The organism is Rubrivirga sp. (assembly GCF_965213695.1).
Taxonomy (GTDB): Bacteria; Bacteroidota; Rhodothermia; order Rhodothermales; family Rubricoccaceae; genus Rubrivirga.
Genome location: NZ_OZ243912.1, coordinates 4,290,634 through 4,306,246, shown reverse-complemented (window position 1 = coordinate 4,306,246; position 15,613 = coordinate 4,290,634). Strand labels below are relative to the sequence as shown.

The window sequence follows — 15,613 nt, the reverse complement described above, 5'->3', positions numbered from 1 at the left end:
CGTGCCCGACGCCGACCTCGACCGCCAGCGGGCCGCCGCCCGGGCCGCGCATGCCGACGCCTTCGGCCCGGGCCCGACCTGGGCCGCCTACGCGCCGGGCCGCGTCAACCTCATCGGCGACCACACCGACTACACGGGCGGGTGGGTCCTGCCCATGACCATCCACCGCGGCACGCACGCCGTCGCCCGTGCCCGGACGGACGGGACGGTCCGGGCGGTCGCGGAGGGCTACGGGACGGCCGCGCCGCTCCGGCTGGGCGAGCCCGTCGGCGACCGGCCGCTGTGGCAGCGCTACGTGCTGGGCGTCGCCCGCGAAGTGGCCGCCCGCGCCGACGGCCCGCCCGGCGGGGCCGACGTGCTCACGACCGGCGACATGCCCATCGGGGCTGGGCTGTCGTCGTCGGCGTCGCTCGCGGTCGCCGTCGGGCTGGCGCTGGCGGCGGCGTGGGACGTCGAGATCGGCGAGACCGAGATGGCGCTCTTGGCCCAGCACGTCGAGCACGTCGACGCCGGGGTGAACTGCGGGATCATGGACCAGGTGGCCGTCCGCTCGGGCCGGGCGGGCCACGCGGTCCTACTCGACTGCCGGTCGCTGGCCCACCGGGCGGTGCCGGTCCCGACCGACCGGGCGGCCGTCGTGATCGTCGACAGCGGGGTCGGGCGGAGCCTGGCGGGCTCGGCCTACAACGAGCGGCGGGCGTCGGTCGAGCGGGCCGCCGAGGTGCTGGCCGAGCGCGGCGTGGCCGGGCCCGACGGCGCGCCCGTCGCCTCGCTCCGCGACGTGACCGCGGCCGACCTCGACGCCCACGCCGACGCGCTCGGCGACCTCTTGCCCCGGGCCCGCCACGTCGTGACCGAGAACGCGCGCGCCGTCGCCGCCGCCGACGCGCTGGCGGCCGGCGACGTGGCCGAGGTGGGCCGGCGGATGGCTGGCTCGCACGCCTCGCTCCGCGACGACTACGACGTGTCGGGGCCGGAGCTCGACCGGCTCGTCGCCCTCGCCCACGCCGCCGGCTCGTTCGGCTCGCGGCTGACGGGCGCCGGCTTCGGCGGCTGCACCGTCAACCTCGTCCGCCCAGACCGTGTCGAGGCGTGGACGGCCGCCGTCCGCGAGGGCTACCGCCGGGAGACCGGGCGCGACGCCGACGTGTTCGTGGTCCGCCAGAACCGCGAGGCCGGCGTCGCGGCGCCCGGGGACCCGGCGTGATCGGGCCCGGACACCACACGGTGCCGGACGGCCGGGCGGTCCACGTCGTCGAGATCGCGGGCGGAGGGCTGCGGGCGCGCGTCGCGACGCTGGGCGCGGCGTTGCTGTCGCTGGAGGTCCCCGGCCCGGATGGCCCGGCCGACGTCGCGCTCGGCCACGCGGGGCTGGAGGACTACGTCGACGACCCGGCCTACCTCGGCGTCGCCATCGGCCGCGTCGCCGGGCGGATCGGGGGGGCGACCGTCGAGGTCGACGGCGTCCGCCACGCGCTCGGCGCCAACGACGGGGCGGCCACGCTCCACAGCGGGCCGAGCGGGCTCCACAGCAGGGTCTGGGAGGTCGCCGCGACCGCGCCCGACCGCGTGGTCCTGACGACGACGAGCCCGGACGGCGAGGGCGGCTTCCCGGGCACGCTCCGCGTTCGGCTCGCCTTCTCGCTCGCCGACGGGGCGCTCGCGCTCGACTGGACGGCCACGACGGACCGGTCGACGCCGGTCGCCCTCACGCACCACGGCTACCTCCACCTCGACGGCCACGACGCGGGCTCGGTCCGCGCCCTCACCGTCCAGTCGGACGCCGACCGGTTCGTGGCCCTGAGCCCGGCGCTCGTCCCGACCGGCGAGATCCTCGCCGTCGAGGGGACGCCGTTCGACCTGCGCGCGCCGGTCCCGCTGGGCGACGTGCTCGACGCGGACGACCCCCAGATCGAGGCGGCGGGTGGCCTCGACCACGACCTGCTCGTCCCGCCCCACGACGGCCGCCAGTCGGACCTCCGCCGCGTCGCGACGGTCCGCGGCCAGGCGCGCGCCGTCGAGGTGTGGACGACCGAGCCCGGCGTCCACCTCTATGCGGGCGGCGCGCTCGACGTCGGGACGGGCAAGGGCGGCGCCCGCTACGGCCCGTTCTCTGGCCTGGCGCTGGAAACCCAGCCCCCGGCCGACGCGACGGCGCACCCCGGCTTCCCCGACATCGTCCTCCGCCCCGGCGACACGTTCCGCTCGCGGACCGAGCTCCGGTTCTCGCCCTCCTGACCCATGCGTCTGATCGTCCCGATGGGAGGCCGCGGCACTCGGCTGCGCCCGTTTAGCCACACCACGCCGAAGGCGCTCCTGCCCGTCGCCGGCCGGCCCGCCATCGCCCGGTCGCTCGGCGCGTTCGCCGACGCGCTCCCGCGGCCCGTCCGCGAGGTCGTGTTCGTCCTCAACCCGACCGACCGGGCCGGCGACGTGCCGGGCCAGCTCGAGGCGGCGTGCGGCGCGCTCGGCGTGGCGACGTCGTTCGCGGTCCAGGACGAGCCGCTCGGCACGGCCCACGCCGTCGCCTCGGCCGGCGACAAGCTCGACGGCGAGGTCCTGACCGTGTGGTCCGACACGCTCTTCCGCCCCGCCCGCCGGGCGGACCTCGACGGCCCGACGCCGGCCGGCTTGGTCGCGTGGACGACCGAGGTCGAGGACCCCCGCCGGTTCGGCGTCGTCGTCCGCGACGGGGCGGGCCGGGCGACGGGGCTCCTGGAGAAGCCGCCGGACGCCCGCTGGACCGAGACGCTGATCGGGGCCTACTACGTCCGCCAGGGCGGCGCCCTGCGCGAGGTCGTCCGCGAGATGATGGCCCAGGGCCGAACCGGCGCGGGCGGCGAGTATCAGCTGACCGACGCGCTCGACGGGCTGGTGCAGCGGGGCGCCGAGGTCCGCACGGAGCCCGTCGCCGAGTGGCTCGACGTGGGCACGGTCCCGGCCTACCTCGACGCCGTCGCGCGGACGCTCGACCGCGAGGGGACGTCGCCGCCGGCTCGGCCGGGCGTCACGGTTCGCCCGCCCGTCTTCGTCGCCGACGACGCCGTCGTCGAGCGCTCGACGGTAGGGCCGTACGCGAGCATCGAGACCGGCGCGGTCGTGGTCGAGTCCGAGGTCCAGAACGCCATCGTGTTCGCCCAAGCCGAGGTCCGCGAGAGCCGGCTCGACGGGGGCGTCCTGGGCCGGCGGGCGGTCGCTCGCGGCGTCACCGGCTCGGCCCTGCTCGGCGACGACGCGGCGGTCGGCGTCGAAGTCGAGGCCCGGTCTCCGCTCGCCTGAGGTGGGCATGGAGGGAGGAGCGTGGGGGTATGGGAGGAGGTGTTCTCTCCCACACTCCCTCCTCCCACACTCGGCCCCCGCCGAACCGGCGTAGTGTCATGACCCTTTGGTCGTGGACCGGACCCCCCGTCCGTCCGCCCCTCGCTCCGCTCATCGGGCGCCCGGACGGCCCCCCTTGAAGGGCAGGGTCGTTAAGTTCTGCTCGCCTCTCGCAATCGACTCCGTAAAACCAATAGTCATCCCCGCGCAGGCGGGGACCCATACGGTCCTGCTCGTGGGCGGAGCGCCGCATGGATTGGCTGCGCCGACGCTTCGCGGTCCCGCGTGCGCGGGAATGACTCGTGTTGTTTGAGTGGTCGAAAAAGAACTTAACAGCCCTGCCCTTCAAGGGGGACAGCTCCCCGACCTGGGAGCTGTGCGACCGGAAGGGGAGCGGGGGGTCGGCCCACGAGCAATTTGGCATCACTCTAGAGCAGCCGGACACTCCTCCCGGGATCTACGGCCTCGGCGGGAGGTCGGGAAGGGCCGTCCCCGTCAGGAGCGGGACGAGGACGAGCGTCGCGGCCGTCACCACGACCACGAACACCACGTTGAGCCACAGCCCGGCGCGGGCCATCTCGCGAATCGAGACGTGGCTGCTCCCGAACACGATGGCGTTGGGCGGCGTGGCCACCGGGAGCATGAACGCGCACGACGCCGCCGCCGTGGCCGGGACCAGCAACAGGAGCGGGTCCGTCTCGGTCGAGCCCGCGAGCGCCGCCAGGACCGGTAGGAAGGCGGCGGCCGTGGCCGTGTTGCTCGTGAGCTCGGTCAGGACCACGATGAGCGCGACGACGAGCCCGACGAGGGCCCACGTCGGCAGCGCGCCGGCGCCGGCGAGACGTCCGCCGAGCCAAGCCGCCAGGCCGGTGTCGGCGATGGCGGCGGCCAGCGACAGGCCGCCCCCGAAGAGCAGCAGGACGCCCCACGGCAGCGTCCGCGCGGTCTCCCAGTCGAGGAGCCGGGTCCCGGGGCGAGCGCCGCCGGCCGGGAGCGCGAACAGCGCGAGCGCCCCGGCGATGGCGATGCCGGCGTCCGAGAGCCCGCCGACGACGGCCTCCAGAAGCGGACGGGCCACCCACAGCACCGCCACCGTTCCGAAGACCACAGCCACCCTGCGCTCAGGCACGGCGAGCGGGCCGAGCGCCCGGAGCCGCTCGCGCACGAACGCCCGTCCGCCCGGGATCGACGCCAGGCGGACCGGGAAGACGACGCGCGTCAGCATCCCGTAGACCACGGCCAGCCCCACGACGGCCAGCGGCAACCCGACCGCGAGCCACCCCGCGAACGACAGGTCGGCGCCGTAGGTCTCGGCCACGAACCCGGCCAGCAGCGCGTTCGTCGGCGTCCCGACGAGCGTCGCCAGGCCCCCGACGGAGCAGGCGTAGGCCACGCCCAGCATCAGCACGAGCGCGAACGACCGGTCGTCGGCCTCGGACCCGACTTCGTCCCGGCGCGCCAGCTCGACGACGGACAGCGCGATGGGCAGCAGCATCACGGCCGTGGCCGTGTTCGAGATGCCCATCGACAGCAGGCCGGCGGCCAGCATGAACCCGAGCACGATCCGCCGCGGCTCGGTCCCCACGCGCGCGATGACGCCGAGCGCGAGCCGCCGGTGGAGCCCCCACCGCTCCATCCCCTTCGCCAGCAGGAACCCGCCGAGGAACAGGAAGATGATCGGGTTCGCGTAGGGCCCCGCCGCGTCTCCCACCGGCGCCACGCCGACGAGCGGGAACAGGGCGATGGGCACCAACGACGTGGCCGCGATGGGGAGCGCCTCGGTCATCCACCACACGGCCATCAGGACGGCCACCGCCGCGGCCCGCCACCCGGCCGGCTCCAGCCCGTCCGGCGCCGGGAGCACGAGGAGGACGCCGAACGCGGCGAGCCCGGCCACCAAGCCCACGAGCTGAGACCGGGAGGGGAGAGGGGGCGTCGGCGGGTCGAGGTCTGCGATGGGTCTGGCGGGTTGGGGTCGGGACTCGTTCCTCCCCGGGGCGGGCGGAGCCGAAGGGTAGCCGCTGGACTCGGCCCGGTCCAGAGGAGACTCGGCGGCCACGCCGCCGAGGGGAAGCTCCGGGACCTCGACGGCCGGAGCGGCGCGTCGTCGCCGTGGCCGGGAGTGCCGGCCGCGCTCGGACGACGATGCCGGAGGCCGCGGGGGGAGGCGCCGAGGTGGTTTGAAACCCTTCAAAGACGCACGTCGTGACAGGTCGCCTGATCGTCTGAGAGGCGTCCCGTTCTCTGCACCCCATGCCTCGCTACCAGCCCCAGCCCTCCGACCGCTTCACCTTCGGGCTCTGGACCGTCGGCCACACCGGCCGCGACCCGTTCGGCGAGCCGACGCGGGCGCCGCTCTCGGCCCCCGAGGTCGTCCGCCTGGTCGCCGAGGCCGGGGCCGCTGGCGTCAACTTCCACGACAACGACCTCGTCCCGATCGACGCGAGCCCGGCCGAGCGCGACCGGATCGTCCGCGACTTCCGGGCGGCCCTCGACGAGACCGGGCTGACGGTCCCGATGGCCACGACGAACCTGTTCTCGGACCCGGCCTTCCGCGACGGCGCGTTCACGAACCCCGACCCGGCCGTCCGCGCGCTCGCGCTCCAGAAGACGATGGGCGCCATCGACCTCGGCGTCGAGCTCGGGGCCGAGACCTACGTGTTCTGGGGGGGCCGCGAGGGGACCGAGGTCGACGCCGGGCGCGACGTGGTCGACGGGTTGAAGTGGTTCCGGGAGGCGATCAACTACCTCCTGGCTTACTGCGCCGACAACGGCTACGACCTGCGGTTCGCCCTGGAGCCGAAGCCGAACGAGCCGCGCGGCGACATCTTCCTGCCGACGGTCGGCGCGATGCTCGCGTTCATCGAGACGCTCGACGACCCGGACCGCGTGGGGGTCAACCCCGAGGTGGCCCACGAGACGATGGCCGGGCTCAACGTCACGCACGCGGTGGCCCAGGCGTGGGACGCGGGGAAGCTGTTCCACATCGACCTCAACGACCAGAACCCGGGCCGGTACGACCAGGACTTCCGGTTCGGGGCGCACAACCCGAAGGCCGCGTTCCACCTGGTCCGGTTCCTCGAGGGCGTCGGCTACGACGGGCCACTCCACTTCGACGCCCACGCCTACCGGACGAGCGATCCGGAGGACGTGAAGGCGTTCGCGGCCGGGTGCATGCGGACGTACCTCGTGCTGAAGGAGAAGGCCGAGCAGTTCGCTCAGGACGACGAGATCCAGGCGCTGCTCGCCGAGGTCACGGGGACCGACGACGCCCAAGGTGCCGGGCTCGTCGGGCCGTACTCGACCGACGGCGCGGCGGCGCTCCGGGCCCACGACTTCGACCGGGCCGCGCTCGGGCGGCGGGGCCGTCCGTACGAGCGGCTCGACCAGCTCACGACCGACCTCCTCCTGGGCGTCCGCTAGAGCGATGCCAGGTTGGTCGTAGGTCGACCCCCCGCTCCCGCGGCCATCGCTCCGCTCCGTGCCGCAGGAGCTGTCCCCCTTGAAGGGCAGGGCTGTTAAGTTCTTTTTCGACCACTCAAACAACACGAGTCATTCCCGCGCACGCGGGAATCCATGCGGCGCTCCGCCCACGAGCAGGACCGTATGGGTCCCCGCCTGCGCGGGGATGACTATTGGTTTTACGGAGTCGATTGCGAGAGGCGAGCAGAACTTAACGACCCTGCCCTTCAAGGGGACCGTCCGGGCGCCCGCTGAGCGACGTGTCACGGCGCTAGCGGACGCCGCGCCCTTCGTTCCGTCGGACGTAGGGGGAGGCCGAAGGACGACGCACCCTCTCCTCCTACGCCGTCCGCCCCTTCTGCCCGGCGGGACTGGAACGGGCCGCCCCCGGCCGCTCGTCGCCGACGGAACGGCTCGCGTCGTGGCCGAGGGCAATCGCCCCCAGCACGCCCGCACGGCCGCCGAGCGCGGGCGGGACGATCAGGTCGTCGAGCGAGTCCGGCAGGTCCACGTAGCCGCCCAGCAGTGCCTGAACCTCCTGGCGGATCAGGGGGAACAGGTGGCGCTGGTTCATGACGCCGCCGCCCAGGATCACGCGCCGAGGCGACACCGTGAGCACAAGGTTCACGATGCCGAGCGCGACGTAGTGGGCCTCGATGGGCCACGCCGGATGGTCCGGGGGGAGCCGGTCGGCCGGTTGCCCCCACCGCGCCTCGATGGCGGGGCCGTTCGCCAGGCCCTCCCAGCAGTCGCCGTGGAACGGGCAGACGCCCTCAAAGCCGTCGTCCGGGTGGCGGGGGACGCGCACGTGCCCCATCTCGGGGTGCGTCCGCCCGTGGAGGCGTCGGCCGCCGACGAAGCCGCCGCCGCCGATGCCGGTCCCGATGGTGAGGTAGACGAACGTGTCGAGGTCCCGGGCGGCGCCCCAGCGGTGCTCGCCGAGCGCGGCCGCGTTGACGTCGGTGTCGAACGCGACGGGCACGCCGAGGGCGCGGCCGACGGCCCCGGCCACGTCGGCGCCGCGCCAGCCCGGCTTCGGCGTTGTCGTGATGCGGCCGTAGGTCGGCGAGTCCGGGTCGACGTCGGCCGGCCCGAACGTGCCGATGCCGACGGCGGCGACGGGCTCGGGCTGGCGCTCGAAAAAGGCGACGGCCCGGGACAGCGTCTCCTCGGGCGTCGTCGTCGGGAACCGCTCGACGGCGCGCAGGTCGCCCGGCCCCGTGCCGACGGCGCAGACGAACTTGGTGCCCCCCGCCTCGATGCCGCCGACGATCATGGGCCCAGGGGAGAAAGCGAGGGGGGGGCGTCCTCGACGCGCGTCGCGCGGTCGGTGTTCGGCGTCGGCCCCATCTCGAACCGGAGCGTTCCGCCCGCCGCCAGCGCGTCGTGCGGCACCCAGGACGCGGCGTGCTCGGCGCCGCCGAGATGCACGGACCGGACGTAGGGCGAGCCGGGCCCGTTGCCCGGCGCCTCGACCGCGAGGTCGCCGGCCGGCAGGTGGAGCACGGCCCGCTCGAACAGGGGGCTGCCGAGCACCCAGACCGGCGCGCCCGGCGCGACGGCGTACAGACCGAGCGCGCTCAGGACGTACCACGCCGACATCTCGCCGTTGTCCTCGTCGCCCGGCAGCCCGTCCGGCGTCGCCTGGTACATCCGGTCCATAACCTCGCGCGCGCGGCGCTGCGTCTTCCACGGCTGGCCGGCCCAGACGTAGAGGTAGAGCGCGTGGTGGATGGGCTGGTTGCACTGGGCGTACTGGCCCATCTGCCCGCGCACCATCTCGGCCATCTCGTGGATCACGAACCCGTAGCTCCCGACCCGGAACTCGCCCGGCGTCTCGAACACGGCGTCCAGCGTCTCGGCCATCGCCTGGCGCCCGCCGAGCAGCGTCGCCAGCCCGGCCGGGTCGTGGGGGACGGCCCACAAAAAATGCCACGCCGAGCCCTCGGTGAACGGCCCGCCCCACTCGACCGGGTCGAAGCCGGGCCGCCACGAGCCGTCGGCGCGGCGCCCGCGCATGAAGCCGACCTCGGGGTCGAACACGTGGCGGTAGCTCAGCGCGCGCGCGTCGAACCGGGCGGCGTCCTCGGGCTTGCCCAGCGCCTGGGCGAGCCGGGCCACGCACCAGTCGCCGTAGGCGAACTCCAGCGTCCGCGACGTGGCCTCCGAGACCTCGTCGCACGGGACCCAGCCCAGCGCGTGGTACCGCTCGACCCCGCGCCGCCCGACGGCCGGGTTGTCGCTGGCGACCGTCGCGTCTTGGAGGACCGCTTGGTACGCCGTCTCGATGTCGAAGTCGCGCAATCCCTTGGCGACGGCGTCCGCGATGACGGCCGCCGCGTGCGTGCCGATCATGCAGTCGCGGTAGCCGGGGCTCATCCACTTGGGCAGCCAGCCGCCCTCGCGGGTCGTGTGGACGAGCCCGCGAATGACGGACTCGACGCGCTCGGGGAAGAGGAGCGTCAGGAGCGGGTAGACCGTTCGGAACGTGTCCCAGAACCCGTTGTCGGTGTACAGCTCGCCGGGGTGGACGCCGCCCGCGAACGGACTCCAGTGCCTCAGCGCGCCGGTCTCGTCCGGCTCGTGGAGCGCCCGGGGGAACAGGAGCGACCGCCACAGCGCCGTCGTGAACGTGGTCCGCTGGGCGTCGGTCGCCCCCTCGATCTCGATCACGCCGAGGTGCTCGTCCCACGTCCGCTTCGCCAGCCCGCGCAGCGCGTTGTAGTCGAGCGTGCCGACCTCGCGGCGCAGGTTGAGCGCGGCCTGCTCGTCGGAGATGAACGACGTCCCGATGCGCACCTCGACCGTCCGGCTCGCGGTCGCGTCGAGCCGGACGACGCCGCAGACGCGGTCGCCCTCCAGCGCCTCGGCGTCCCAAACGATCTCGTCCGCGAGGGCGTCGCCGAAGCCGGTCACGGGCCGGTCGAACTCGACGATGACGTGGTGCGCGAAGTCGTCCGGCACGCCGCCCGAGTTGGACGCGGTGAAGCCGACCAGGCGGTTGCCGTCGAGTCGCAGCGCGCCGCCGTCGCGGTGCGTGTCGAACAGCAGAAAGGCGGCCTCGGTCGCGGGGAACGTGACGCGGAGCACGCCGCACCGCTCGGTCGCCGTCACCTCGACGCGCGTGTCGTAGCGGTCGAGGTCGACCCGGTAGGCGTACGGCGTGGCCCGCTCGCGGTCGTGCGAGAACGCCGACGCCCGGGCCGCCGGGTCCGCCTCGACGGTCCCGGTCTGGGGCGAGATCGTGACCCGGCCGTAGTCGCCGATCCACGGGCTCGGCTGGTGCGTCAGGCGGACGCCCTGGATGGCCGTGTCGCGCCAGCGGTAGGTCCAGCCGTTGTCCTGGGTCTGGGGCGTCCAGGCCGCCATCCCCCACGGCATCGCCACGGCGGGGACCGTGTTGCCGTTCGAGAACTCGTACGACGAGTCGGTCCCGATGAGCGGGTCCACCCAGTCGGCCGGGGAGCGCCGGCCCGTCATGCCGGGCGAACGCGGACCGTGCGGATCTCGAACGGCAACACGTGGAACGCGAGGGCGCCGTCGTCGAGGGCCACCGTCTCGTCGCACGGCCGCTCCATCAGGTCCACGGCCTCGGCCGACGCGACCTCGAACGGGAGCCGGACCGTCGCCGCGCCGCGCGCGCCATGCGCCTCGTAGACGCGGACGATGAAGCCGTCGCCGTCGTCGGCCTGCTTGAGCGCCTCCAGCTTGACGCCGTCGGTCGTGATCGCCCCGCCCGCGGTCGCCGCCGCCACGCCGGGCACGACGCGGAGCGGGCTGTTGAAGGCGCGCGCCTGGTGGACCGTCCCCGCCCGCCAGTCGCCGGCGTGGGGGTGGACGGCGTAGCGGATGCGGTGCTTGCCGGTGTCGGTGTGCCTCACCTCGTCCTCGCGGCCCGGCAACCGGTACTCCTGCCACGGCGAGCGCGGGTCGGGGAAGACCGGGTTGCGGAGCAGCGTGATCCGCATGACGTCGTCGCGGATGTCGTGGCCGTACTTCGAGTCGTTGAGCAGGCTGAGGCCGCCGCCGCCCTCGGAGAGGTCGGTCCACTTGTGGGCGGCCACCTCGAAGCGCGACTGCTCCCAGCTCGTGTTGCGGCTCGTCGGGCGCTCAATCGTCCCGAACTGGATCTCGTAGGCCGCGTGCGCGCTGTGGACCGCGACGGGGAACGCCACCTTCAGCAGCACGCGCCGCTCCCGCCAGTCGACGTGCGTGTCGAAGTCGACGCGCGGGACCGTGCGGTAGACGATCACGTCCTGGCGGATGGTGCTGCCGGCCGGCGTCGTGTGGGTCTGGCGGAGCACGGCCCGCACCGGCCCGGCCTCGATCACCTCGGACGACTCGAGCGAGAACAGGCCGAGCGGTTTCTCGGCGTACCAGTCGTTGACGTCCCACGCCTCCCACTGGTTAGGCCGGTCGTCGAACGTCTGGAACACGTTGCCCGGGCCGCTCAGCCACTGGCGGTCGAGCGCGGTGTCGGCCAGCGACGTGATCGTGCCGTCGTCGCCGAAGGCGAGGCGGAAGCGGCCAGAGTCGAGGGAACGGTCGGTGGCCACGAGGTCGGCAACCCCCTCACCCTGTTTCTCTCCCACGGGGAGAGGGGACGTCGTGGGGGGCACCGCACCAGGGTGAACCGTGTAGGTCGAGGAGCCGAGCGCCGGGACCGTCGCCTCGAAGCCGATCCGGCCGTCGTGCGTGCGCTGGCTCGGGACGACGGCGCCGCTCGCGTCCACGACGTGGGCCAGGCCCGCCGGCGCCCCAACCTCGACCCAGTCCGTGACGGGGTGGCCCAGGCTGTTCACGACGGCGACCTGCTCGCCGTCGCCGAGCAGCGCCGCGAGGGCGTCGGCGAGGGCCCGGTCGGCGGTCGCCAGCGTCTCGGCGTAGCGGGCGTGGACGCCGTCGTAGACGGGCTCGATGCTGGTGCCGGGGACGATGTCGTGGAACTGGTTGAGCAGCACGTTCTTCCACGCCGCGTCGAGCGCGTCGGCTGGGTAGGCGTAGTCGGTCTGGGCCGCCGCCAGCGACGCCCAGACCTCGGCCTCGCGGAGCCGCAGTTCGCCGTCGCGGTTGCCCTTCTTGACGCGCGCGTGCGTCGTCAGCGTGCCGCGGTGGGATTCGAGGTAGAGCTCGCCCTTCCACACGGGGACGTCGCGGCCGGTCCGCTCGGCGATGCCGTCGGCCTCGTCGCGGATCTTGTCGAGCGCGTCGCGCGCCGTCGAGAACGTGCAGCGCGGGAACCCGGGCACGTCGCCCAGCCGCTCGCCGATCTCGACGTCCTCCCGCACCGGCCCGCCGCCGCCGTCGCCGTAGCCGTAGAGGAACATGAGCCCCTCGACGGTCTCGGTCTCCGGGATCCGCTGGTAGAACGTGGCGATGGTCTCCGGCGTGACGCGGGCGACGTAGACCTGCGGGAACGTGCAGCGGACGCGCGTGCCGTCGACGCCCTCCCACTCGAAGTGGCCGTAGGGGAACGTGTTCTCGTTGTTCCAGGTCAGCTTCTGGGTCACGAACGTGTCGATCCCGCTCTTGGCCAGGATCTGGGGCAGCGCCCACGCATAGCCGAACGTGTCGGGCAGCCACATCACGTCGGACGTCCGCCCAAAGTGCTCCTGCCAGAACCGCTGGCCGTGGAGGATCTGGCGGACGAGCGACTCGCCGCCGGTGATGTTGCAGTCGGGCTCGAGCCAGCTCGCGCCGATGATCTCCCACCGGCCCTCGGCCACGCGCGCCTGGACGCGCGCGAACAGGTCGGGGAAGTCCTGGCGCAGGAACTCGTAGAGCTGGGGCTGGCTCTGGACAAAGCGGTACGACGGCAGCTCGTCGAGAGTGCGGAGCGCGGTCGCCGTCGTCCGGCCCATCTTGGCGCGCGTCTCGGGCAGCGTCCACAGCCACGTCACGTCGATGTGCGAGTTGCCGACCAAGTGGACGTCGACGTCCGTGGGCGGAATCCGCTCGCGCAGCGCGTCGACCTCGTCGCGCAGGACGCGCGCGGCCTCGGCCACGTCGACCGACCCGTAGGCCGAGTGGAAGTCGAGGGCGTTCGTGGACGCCACCAACGCCTGGCGGAGACGGGCCGCCACAGGCCCGCCGTCGCCCTGCGAGGTCCGCCCCTGCGTCGGGTCGCCCTCGACCGTTCCGCTGAGCGCGCGGACGACGCCCAGGATTGCGCGGAGGTCGAACCGGTACGCCTCGACCGCCGGGTCGACGCGGGCGAACTCGGCCGTCAGCGACTTGGGGAGCCGGTCGCGCGACGAGAACAGCATGACGTCGACCCGGTACGCCCGCCCGGCCTCCCCGGCGTCGGCCAGGACGATGTGGCCGCGGTTCTCGTCGAGCGCCTGCCACGGCTCGCCGTCGACGTAGACCATCGACTCGGCGTCGGTGTGCATGAGCAGCGTCACCCGCTCACCGGCGAGGGCGTCGGGGACGGTGGCCGTCGTGCTCAGCCAGTACGTCTGGGCGTCCTTGGGCGCGGCCGAGAAGCCGTCGGGCGTGCTCGCGTCCGCGACCTTTTGGTTCATCCGGTCCAGGTCGTCGGCGAACGTCGGCCGGGCGACGTCGTCGGGCCACGTGCGCGAGACCGACCACCCGCCGACGGGCCACCGCTCGGGGGTCACGTGGTGCTCCAGTTCGTCGAGGCGCCGCTGGATGCGGGCGTCGGTCATCGAGCGGTCCAGCGGCACGAGGGGAGGGGGCGGGCAAGGGGCGACGTCGTCAACATAAAAACGTTTGCATCGCCCCAGACGACCGCCCTGCGCGCTTGTTGCGTTCGGTCGAGCGCCTCGCCGGCGCGAAGAGCTGTTTGGCGAAGTCGGAGCGCTCCTCACGAGGTCCCCTCTCCCCGTGGGCGAGCAGGGTCGCTACGTTCTAATCTTGTCCACAAATCGAGCACACAACAACAAGAGTCATCCCCGCGAAGGCGGGGACCCATACGGTCCTGACCGCTGCGCCGACGCCGCATGGGTCGGCTGGCGCCGTCGCTTCGCGGTCCCGCCTGTGCGGGAATGACTCATCTTATTTCTGTAGTCGCCAGAGCCAGTCCGGGCCAGCACCTATCATTCGTTCTCCTTCCCACGGTGTCCATGCTCCGCCTCATGCTCGCGCTCCTCGTCGTCTCGCCAGCCGCTGCGCAGACGGAGAGCCCGCCGCTCGCGCTCGTCCCGCTGCCGGAGTCGGTGGCCGTCCTGGGCGGGGACCCGTTCGTGATGACGGGCGCGACGCCGATTGCGACCGAGCCGGCCGACGGCCCAGCCGCCCGCATCGGCGCCGTCCTCGATGCGCTCGTCGGCTCGTCGCTGTCCGACTACATGAGCGCCCCGGGGCAGCCCGATCCCGCCGACCCCGGGTCGGGCACGGTCCACCTCCGGCTGCTCGACCGGTCGGACCTCGGGGCGGAGGGCTACGAGCTGGAGGTGACGGCCGACCGCGTGACGGTCGACGCGGCGACGCCGGCCGGCCTGTTCTACGGCGTCCAGACGCTGCGCCAGCTGATGCCGGCCCGGGTCGAGTACGGCGCCGCGATGCCGGGCCCGTTTGAGATCCCGGCCGTCCGGATCGTCGACCGGCCGCGGTTCGCGTGGCGCGGGATGATGCTCGACGTGGCCCGCCACTTTTTCGAGGTGGAGGACGTCGAGCGGGTCCTGGACCTGATGGCGCTCCACAAGCTGAACCGGCTCCACCTTCACCTCTCCGACGACCAGGGCTGGCGCGTCGAGGTCCCCGGCCGGCCGGCGCTCACCGAGGTCGGCGGCCGGAGCGAGGTCGGCGGTGGGCCCGGCGGGTTCTACACCACGGCCGACGTCGAGCGGATCGTCCGGTACGCGGCCGAGCGGTTCGTCACGGTCGTCCCCGAGATCGACCTGCCGGGCCACACGAACGCGGCGCTCGTGGCCACGCCCGAGATCACGTGCGATGGCGTCGCGCCCGTCCCGTACACCGGGATCCGGGTCGGCTTCAGCGCGGTCTGCGTCGACCGTGAGGAGACCTACACGTTCGTCGAGGACGTCGTGAACGCGCTGGCGGCGACGTTCCCGGGCGAGGTGGTCCACCTGGGCGGGGACGAGGTGCAGACGCTGGAGCCGGACGAGTACGCCGGGTTCATGACGCGGGCGCAGGCGATCGTCGCGGCCCGGGGCAAGCGGTTCATGGCGTGGGACGAGGTGGCCGAGGTCGACCTCGCCCTGACGCCCGGCGCCATCGTCCAGGTGTGGCGCCCGCAGTCGCCCGAGCGGGCCGAGCACGTGGCCCGGGCCGTCGCGGATGGCGCCCGGCTCGTTCTGTCGCCGGCCGACCGGATCTACCTCGACATGAAGATGGACTCGACGACGGCGCTCGGCCTGATGTGGGCCGGCGTCAACGGCGTCCGCGACGCCTACGACTGGGACCCCGCCACGTTCGTCCCGGGCGTGCCCGAGGCGTCCGTGCTGGGCGTCGAGGCCCCGCTGTGGTCGGAGACGCTGGCGACGGTCCGCGACATCGAGTTCATGGCGTTCCCCCGGCTGGCCGGCGTCGCCGAGATCGGGTGGTCGCCGCAAGAAGTGCGGTCGTGGGACGGCTACCGGGCCCGGCTCGGCGCGCTGGGCGCCCGGTGGACCGCGCTCGGCGTGGCCTTTTTCCGCTCGCCGGAGGTGGACTGGGCGGAGTGACTCGGTAGGGGCGCCGTGCGTGGCGTCCGTGCGGCCAGCGTACGCATCCTCCGTCTTCCAGGCGACCGCATGCTCAGACCCCCGGCTTTCCGGCCGGTCGCTGTGCTCCCAAGCTCGGAAAGCTGTCCCCCTTCAAGGGCAGGGCTGGTAAGTTCTTTTTCGACCACTCAAACAACACGAGTCAT

At 73.6% G+C, this 15,613-nt stretch carries 9 protein-coding genes; 5 read left to right on the top strand and 4 right to left on the bottom strand.

Annotated elements, in window-relative coordinates; genetic code table 11:
* Position 1 precedes the first annotated feature (1 nt).
* From galK to ACOOHE_RS18940, 3 genes are read left to right on the top strand one after another with little or no spacing between them, the layout of a single operon-like run.
* Positions 2 to 1,207 carry a galactokinase gene (galK, locus tag ACOOHE_RS18950; RefSeq protein ID WP_420455660.1) on the top strand — a complete coding sequence of 402 codons (1,206 nt, stop codon included), beginning with the start codon at positions 2 to 4 and terminating at the stop codon, positions 1,205 to 1,207.
* Complete coding sequence (locus tag ACOOHE_RS18945; protein WP_420455659.1) at positions 1,204 to 2,238, top strand: aldose epimerase family protein; 1,035 nt, start codon at positions 1,204 to 1,206, stop codon at positions 2,236 to 2,238. Before galK ends, ACOOHE_RS18945 begins: the two co-directional genes overlap by 4 nt.
* Before the next feature lie 3 nt (positions 2,239 to 2,241).
* Positions 2,242 to 3,279: a sugar phosphate nucleotidyltransferase gene (locus ACOOHE_RS18940; protein WP_420455658.1), complete on the top strand. Its 1,038-nt coding sequence runs from the start codon at positions 2,242 to 2,244 to the stop codon at positions 3,277 to 3,279.
* Positions 3,280 to 3,775: 496 nt separating this feature from the next.
* Here ACOOHE_RS18940 and ACOOHE_RS18935 read toward each other — a convergent pair whose 3' ends face one another.
* Positions 3,776 to 5,377 carry an SLC13 family permease gene (locus ACOOHE_RS18935; protein ID WP_420455657.1) on the bottom strand — a complete coding sequence of 534 codons (1,602 nt, stop codon included), beginning with the start codon at positions 5,375 to 5,377 and terminating at the stop codon, positions 3,776 to 3,778.
* Positions 5,378 to 5,571: 194 nt separating this feature from the next.
* On the opposite strand from ACOOHE_RS18935, the gene xylA reads away from it, so the two are divergent.
* Positions 5,572 to 6,741 carry a xylose isomerase gene (gene xylA / locus ACOOHE_RS18930; RefSeq protein ID WP_420455656.1) on the top strand — a complete coding sequence of 390 codons (1,170 nt, stop codon included), beginning with the start codon at positions 5,572 to 5,574 and terminating at the stop codon, positions 6,739 to 6,741.
* Positions 6,742 to 7,120: 379 nt separating this feature from the next.
* Here the strand turns inward: xylA and ACOOHE_RS18925 are convergent, their stop codons facing one another.
* Genes ACOOHE_RS18925 through ACOOHE_RS18915 form a run of 3 tightly spaced genes read right to left on the bottom strand, consistent with a single transcriptional unit; the run spans position 7,121 to position 13,448 of the window.
* Entirely contained in the window at positions 7,121 to 8,056 is a 936-nt protein-coding gene (locus ACOOHE_RS18925; RefSeq protein ID WP_420455655.1) for an ROK family protein, read from the bottom strand.
* Entirely contained in the window at positions 8,053 to 10,260 is a 2,208-nt protein-coding gene (locus tag ACOOHE_RS18920; RefSeq protein WP_420455654.1) for a GH92 family glycosyl hydrolase, read from the bottom strand. The genes ACOOHE_RS18925 and ACOOHE_RS18920 overlap by 4 nt, the downstream gene beginning before the upstream one ends.
* Entirely contained in the window at positions 10,257 to 13,448 is a 3,192-nt protein-coding gene (locus ACOOHE_RS18915) for an alpha-mannosidase (protein WP_420455653.1), read from the bottom strand. Before ACOOHE_RS18915 ends, ACOOHE_RS18920 begins: the two co-directional genes overlap by 4 nt.
* A 417-nt stretch (positions 13,449 to 13,865) precedes the next feature.
* Between ACOOHE_RS18915 and ACOOHE_RS18910 the strand changes: the two genes are divergently transcribed.
* Complete coding sequence (locus tag ACOOHE_RS18910; protein WP_420455652.1) at positions 13,866 to 15,428, top strand: beta-N-acetylhexosaminidase; 1,563 nt, start codon at positions 13,866 to 13,868, stop codon at positions 15,426 to 15,428.
* Positions 15,429 to 15,613 lie beyond the last annotated feature (185 nt).

What these genes read in the sequence shown, in the direction of transcription:
- ACOOHE_RS18940 (WP_420455658.1), top strand. Translation starts at nt 2,242, where the DNA reads ATGCGTCTGATCGTCCCGATGGGAGGCCGCGGCACTCGGCTGCGCCCG.
- xylA (WP_420455656.1), top strand. Translation starts at nt 5,572, where the DNA reads ATGCCTCGCTACCAGCCCCAGCCCTCCGACCGCTTCACCTTCGGGCTC.
- ACOOHE_RS18915 (WP_420455653.1), bottom strand. Translation starts at nt 13,448, where the DNA reads ATGACCGACGCCCGCATCCAGCGGCGCCTCGACGAACTGGAGCACCAC.
- ACOOHE_RS18925 (WP_420455655.1), bottom strand. Translation starts at nt 8,056, where the DNA reads ATGATCGTCGGCGGCATCGAGGCGGGGGGCACCAAGTTCGTCTGCGCC.
- ACOOHE_RS18910 (WP_420455652.1), top strand. Translation starts at nt 13,866, where the DNA reads ATGCTCCGCCTCATGCTCGCGCTCCTCGTCGTCTCGCCAGCCGCTGCG.
- ACOOHE_RS18920 (WP_420455654.1), bottom strand. Translation starts at nt 10,260, where the DNA reads ATGACGGGCCGGCGCTCCCCGGCCGACTGGGTGGACCCGCTCATCGGG.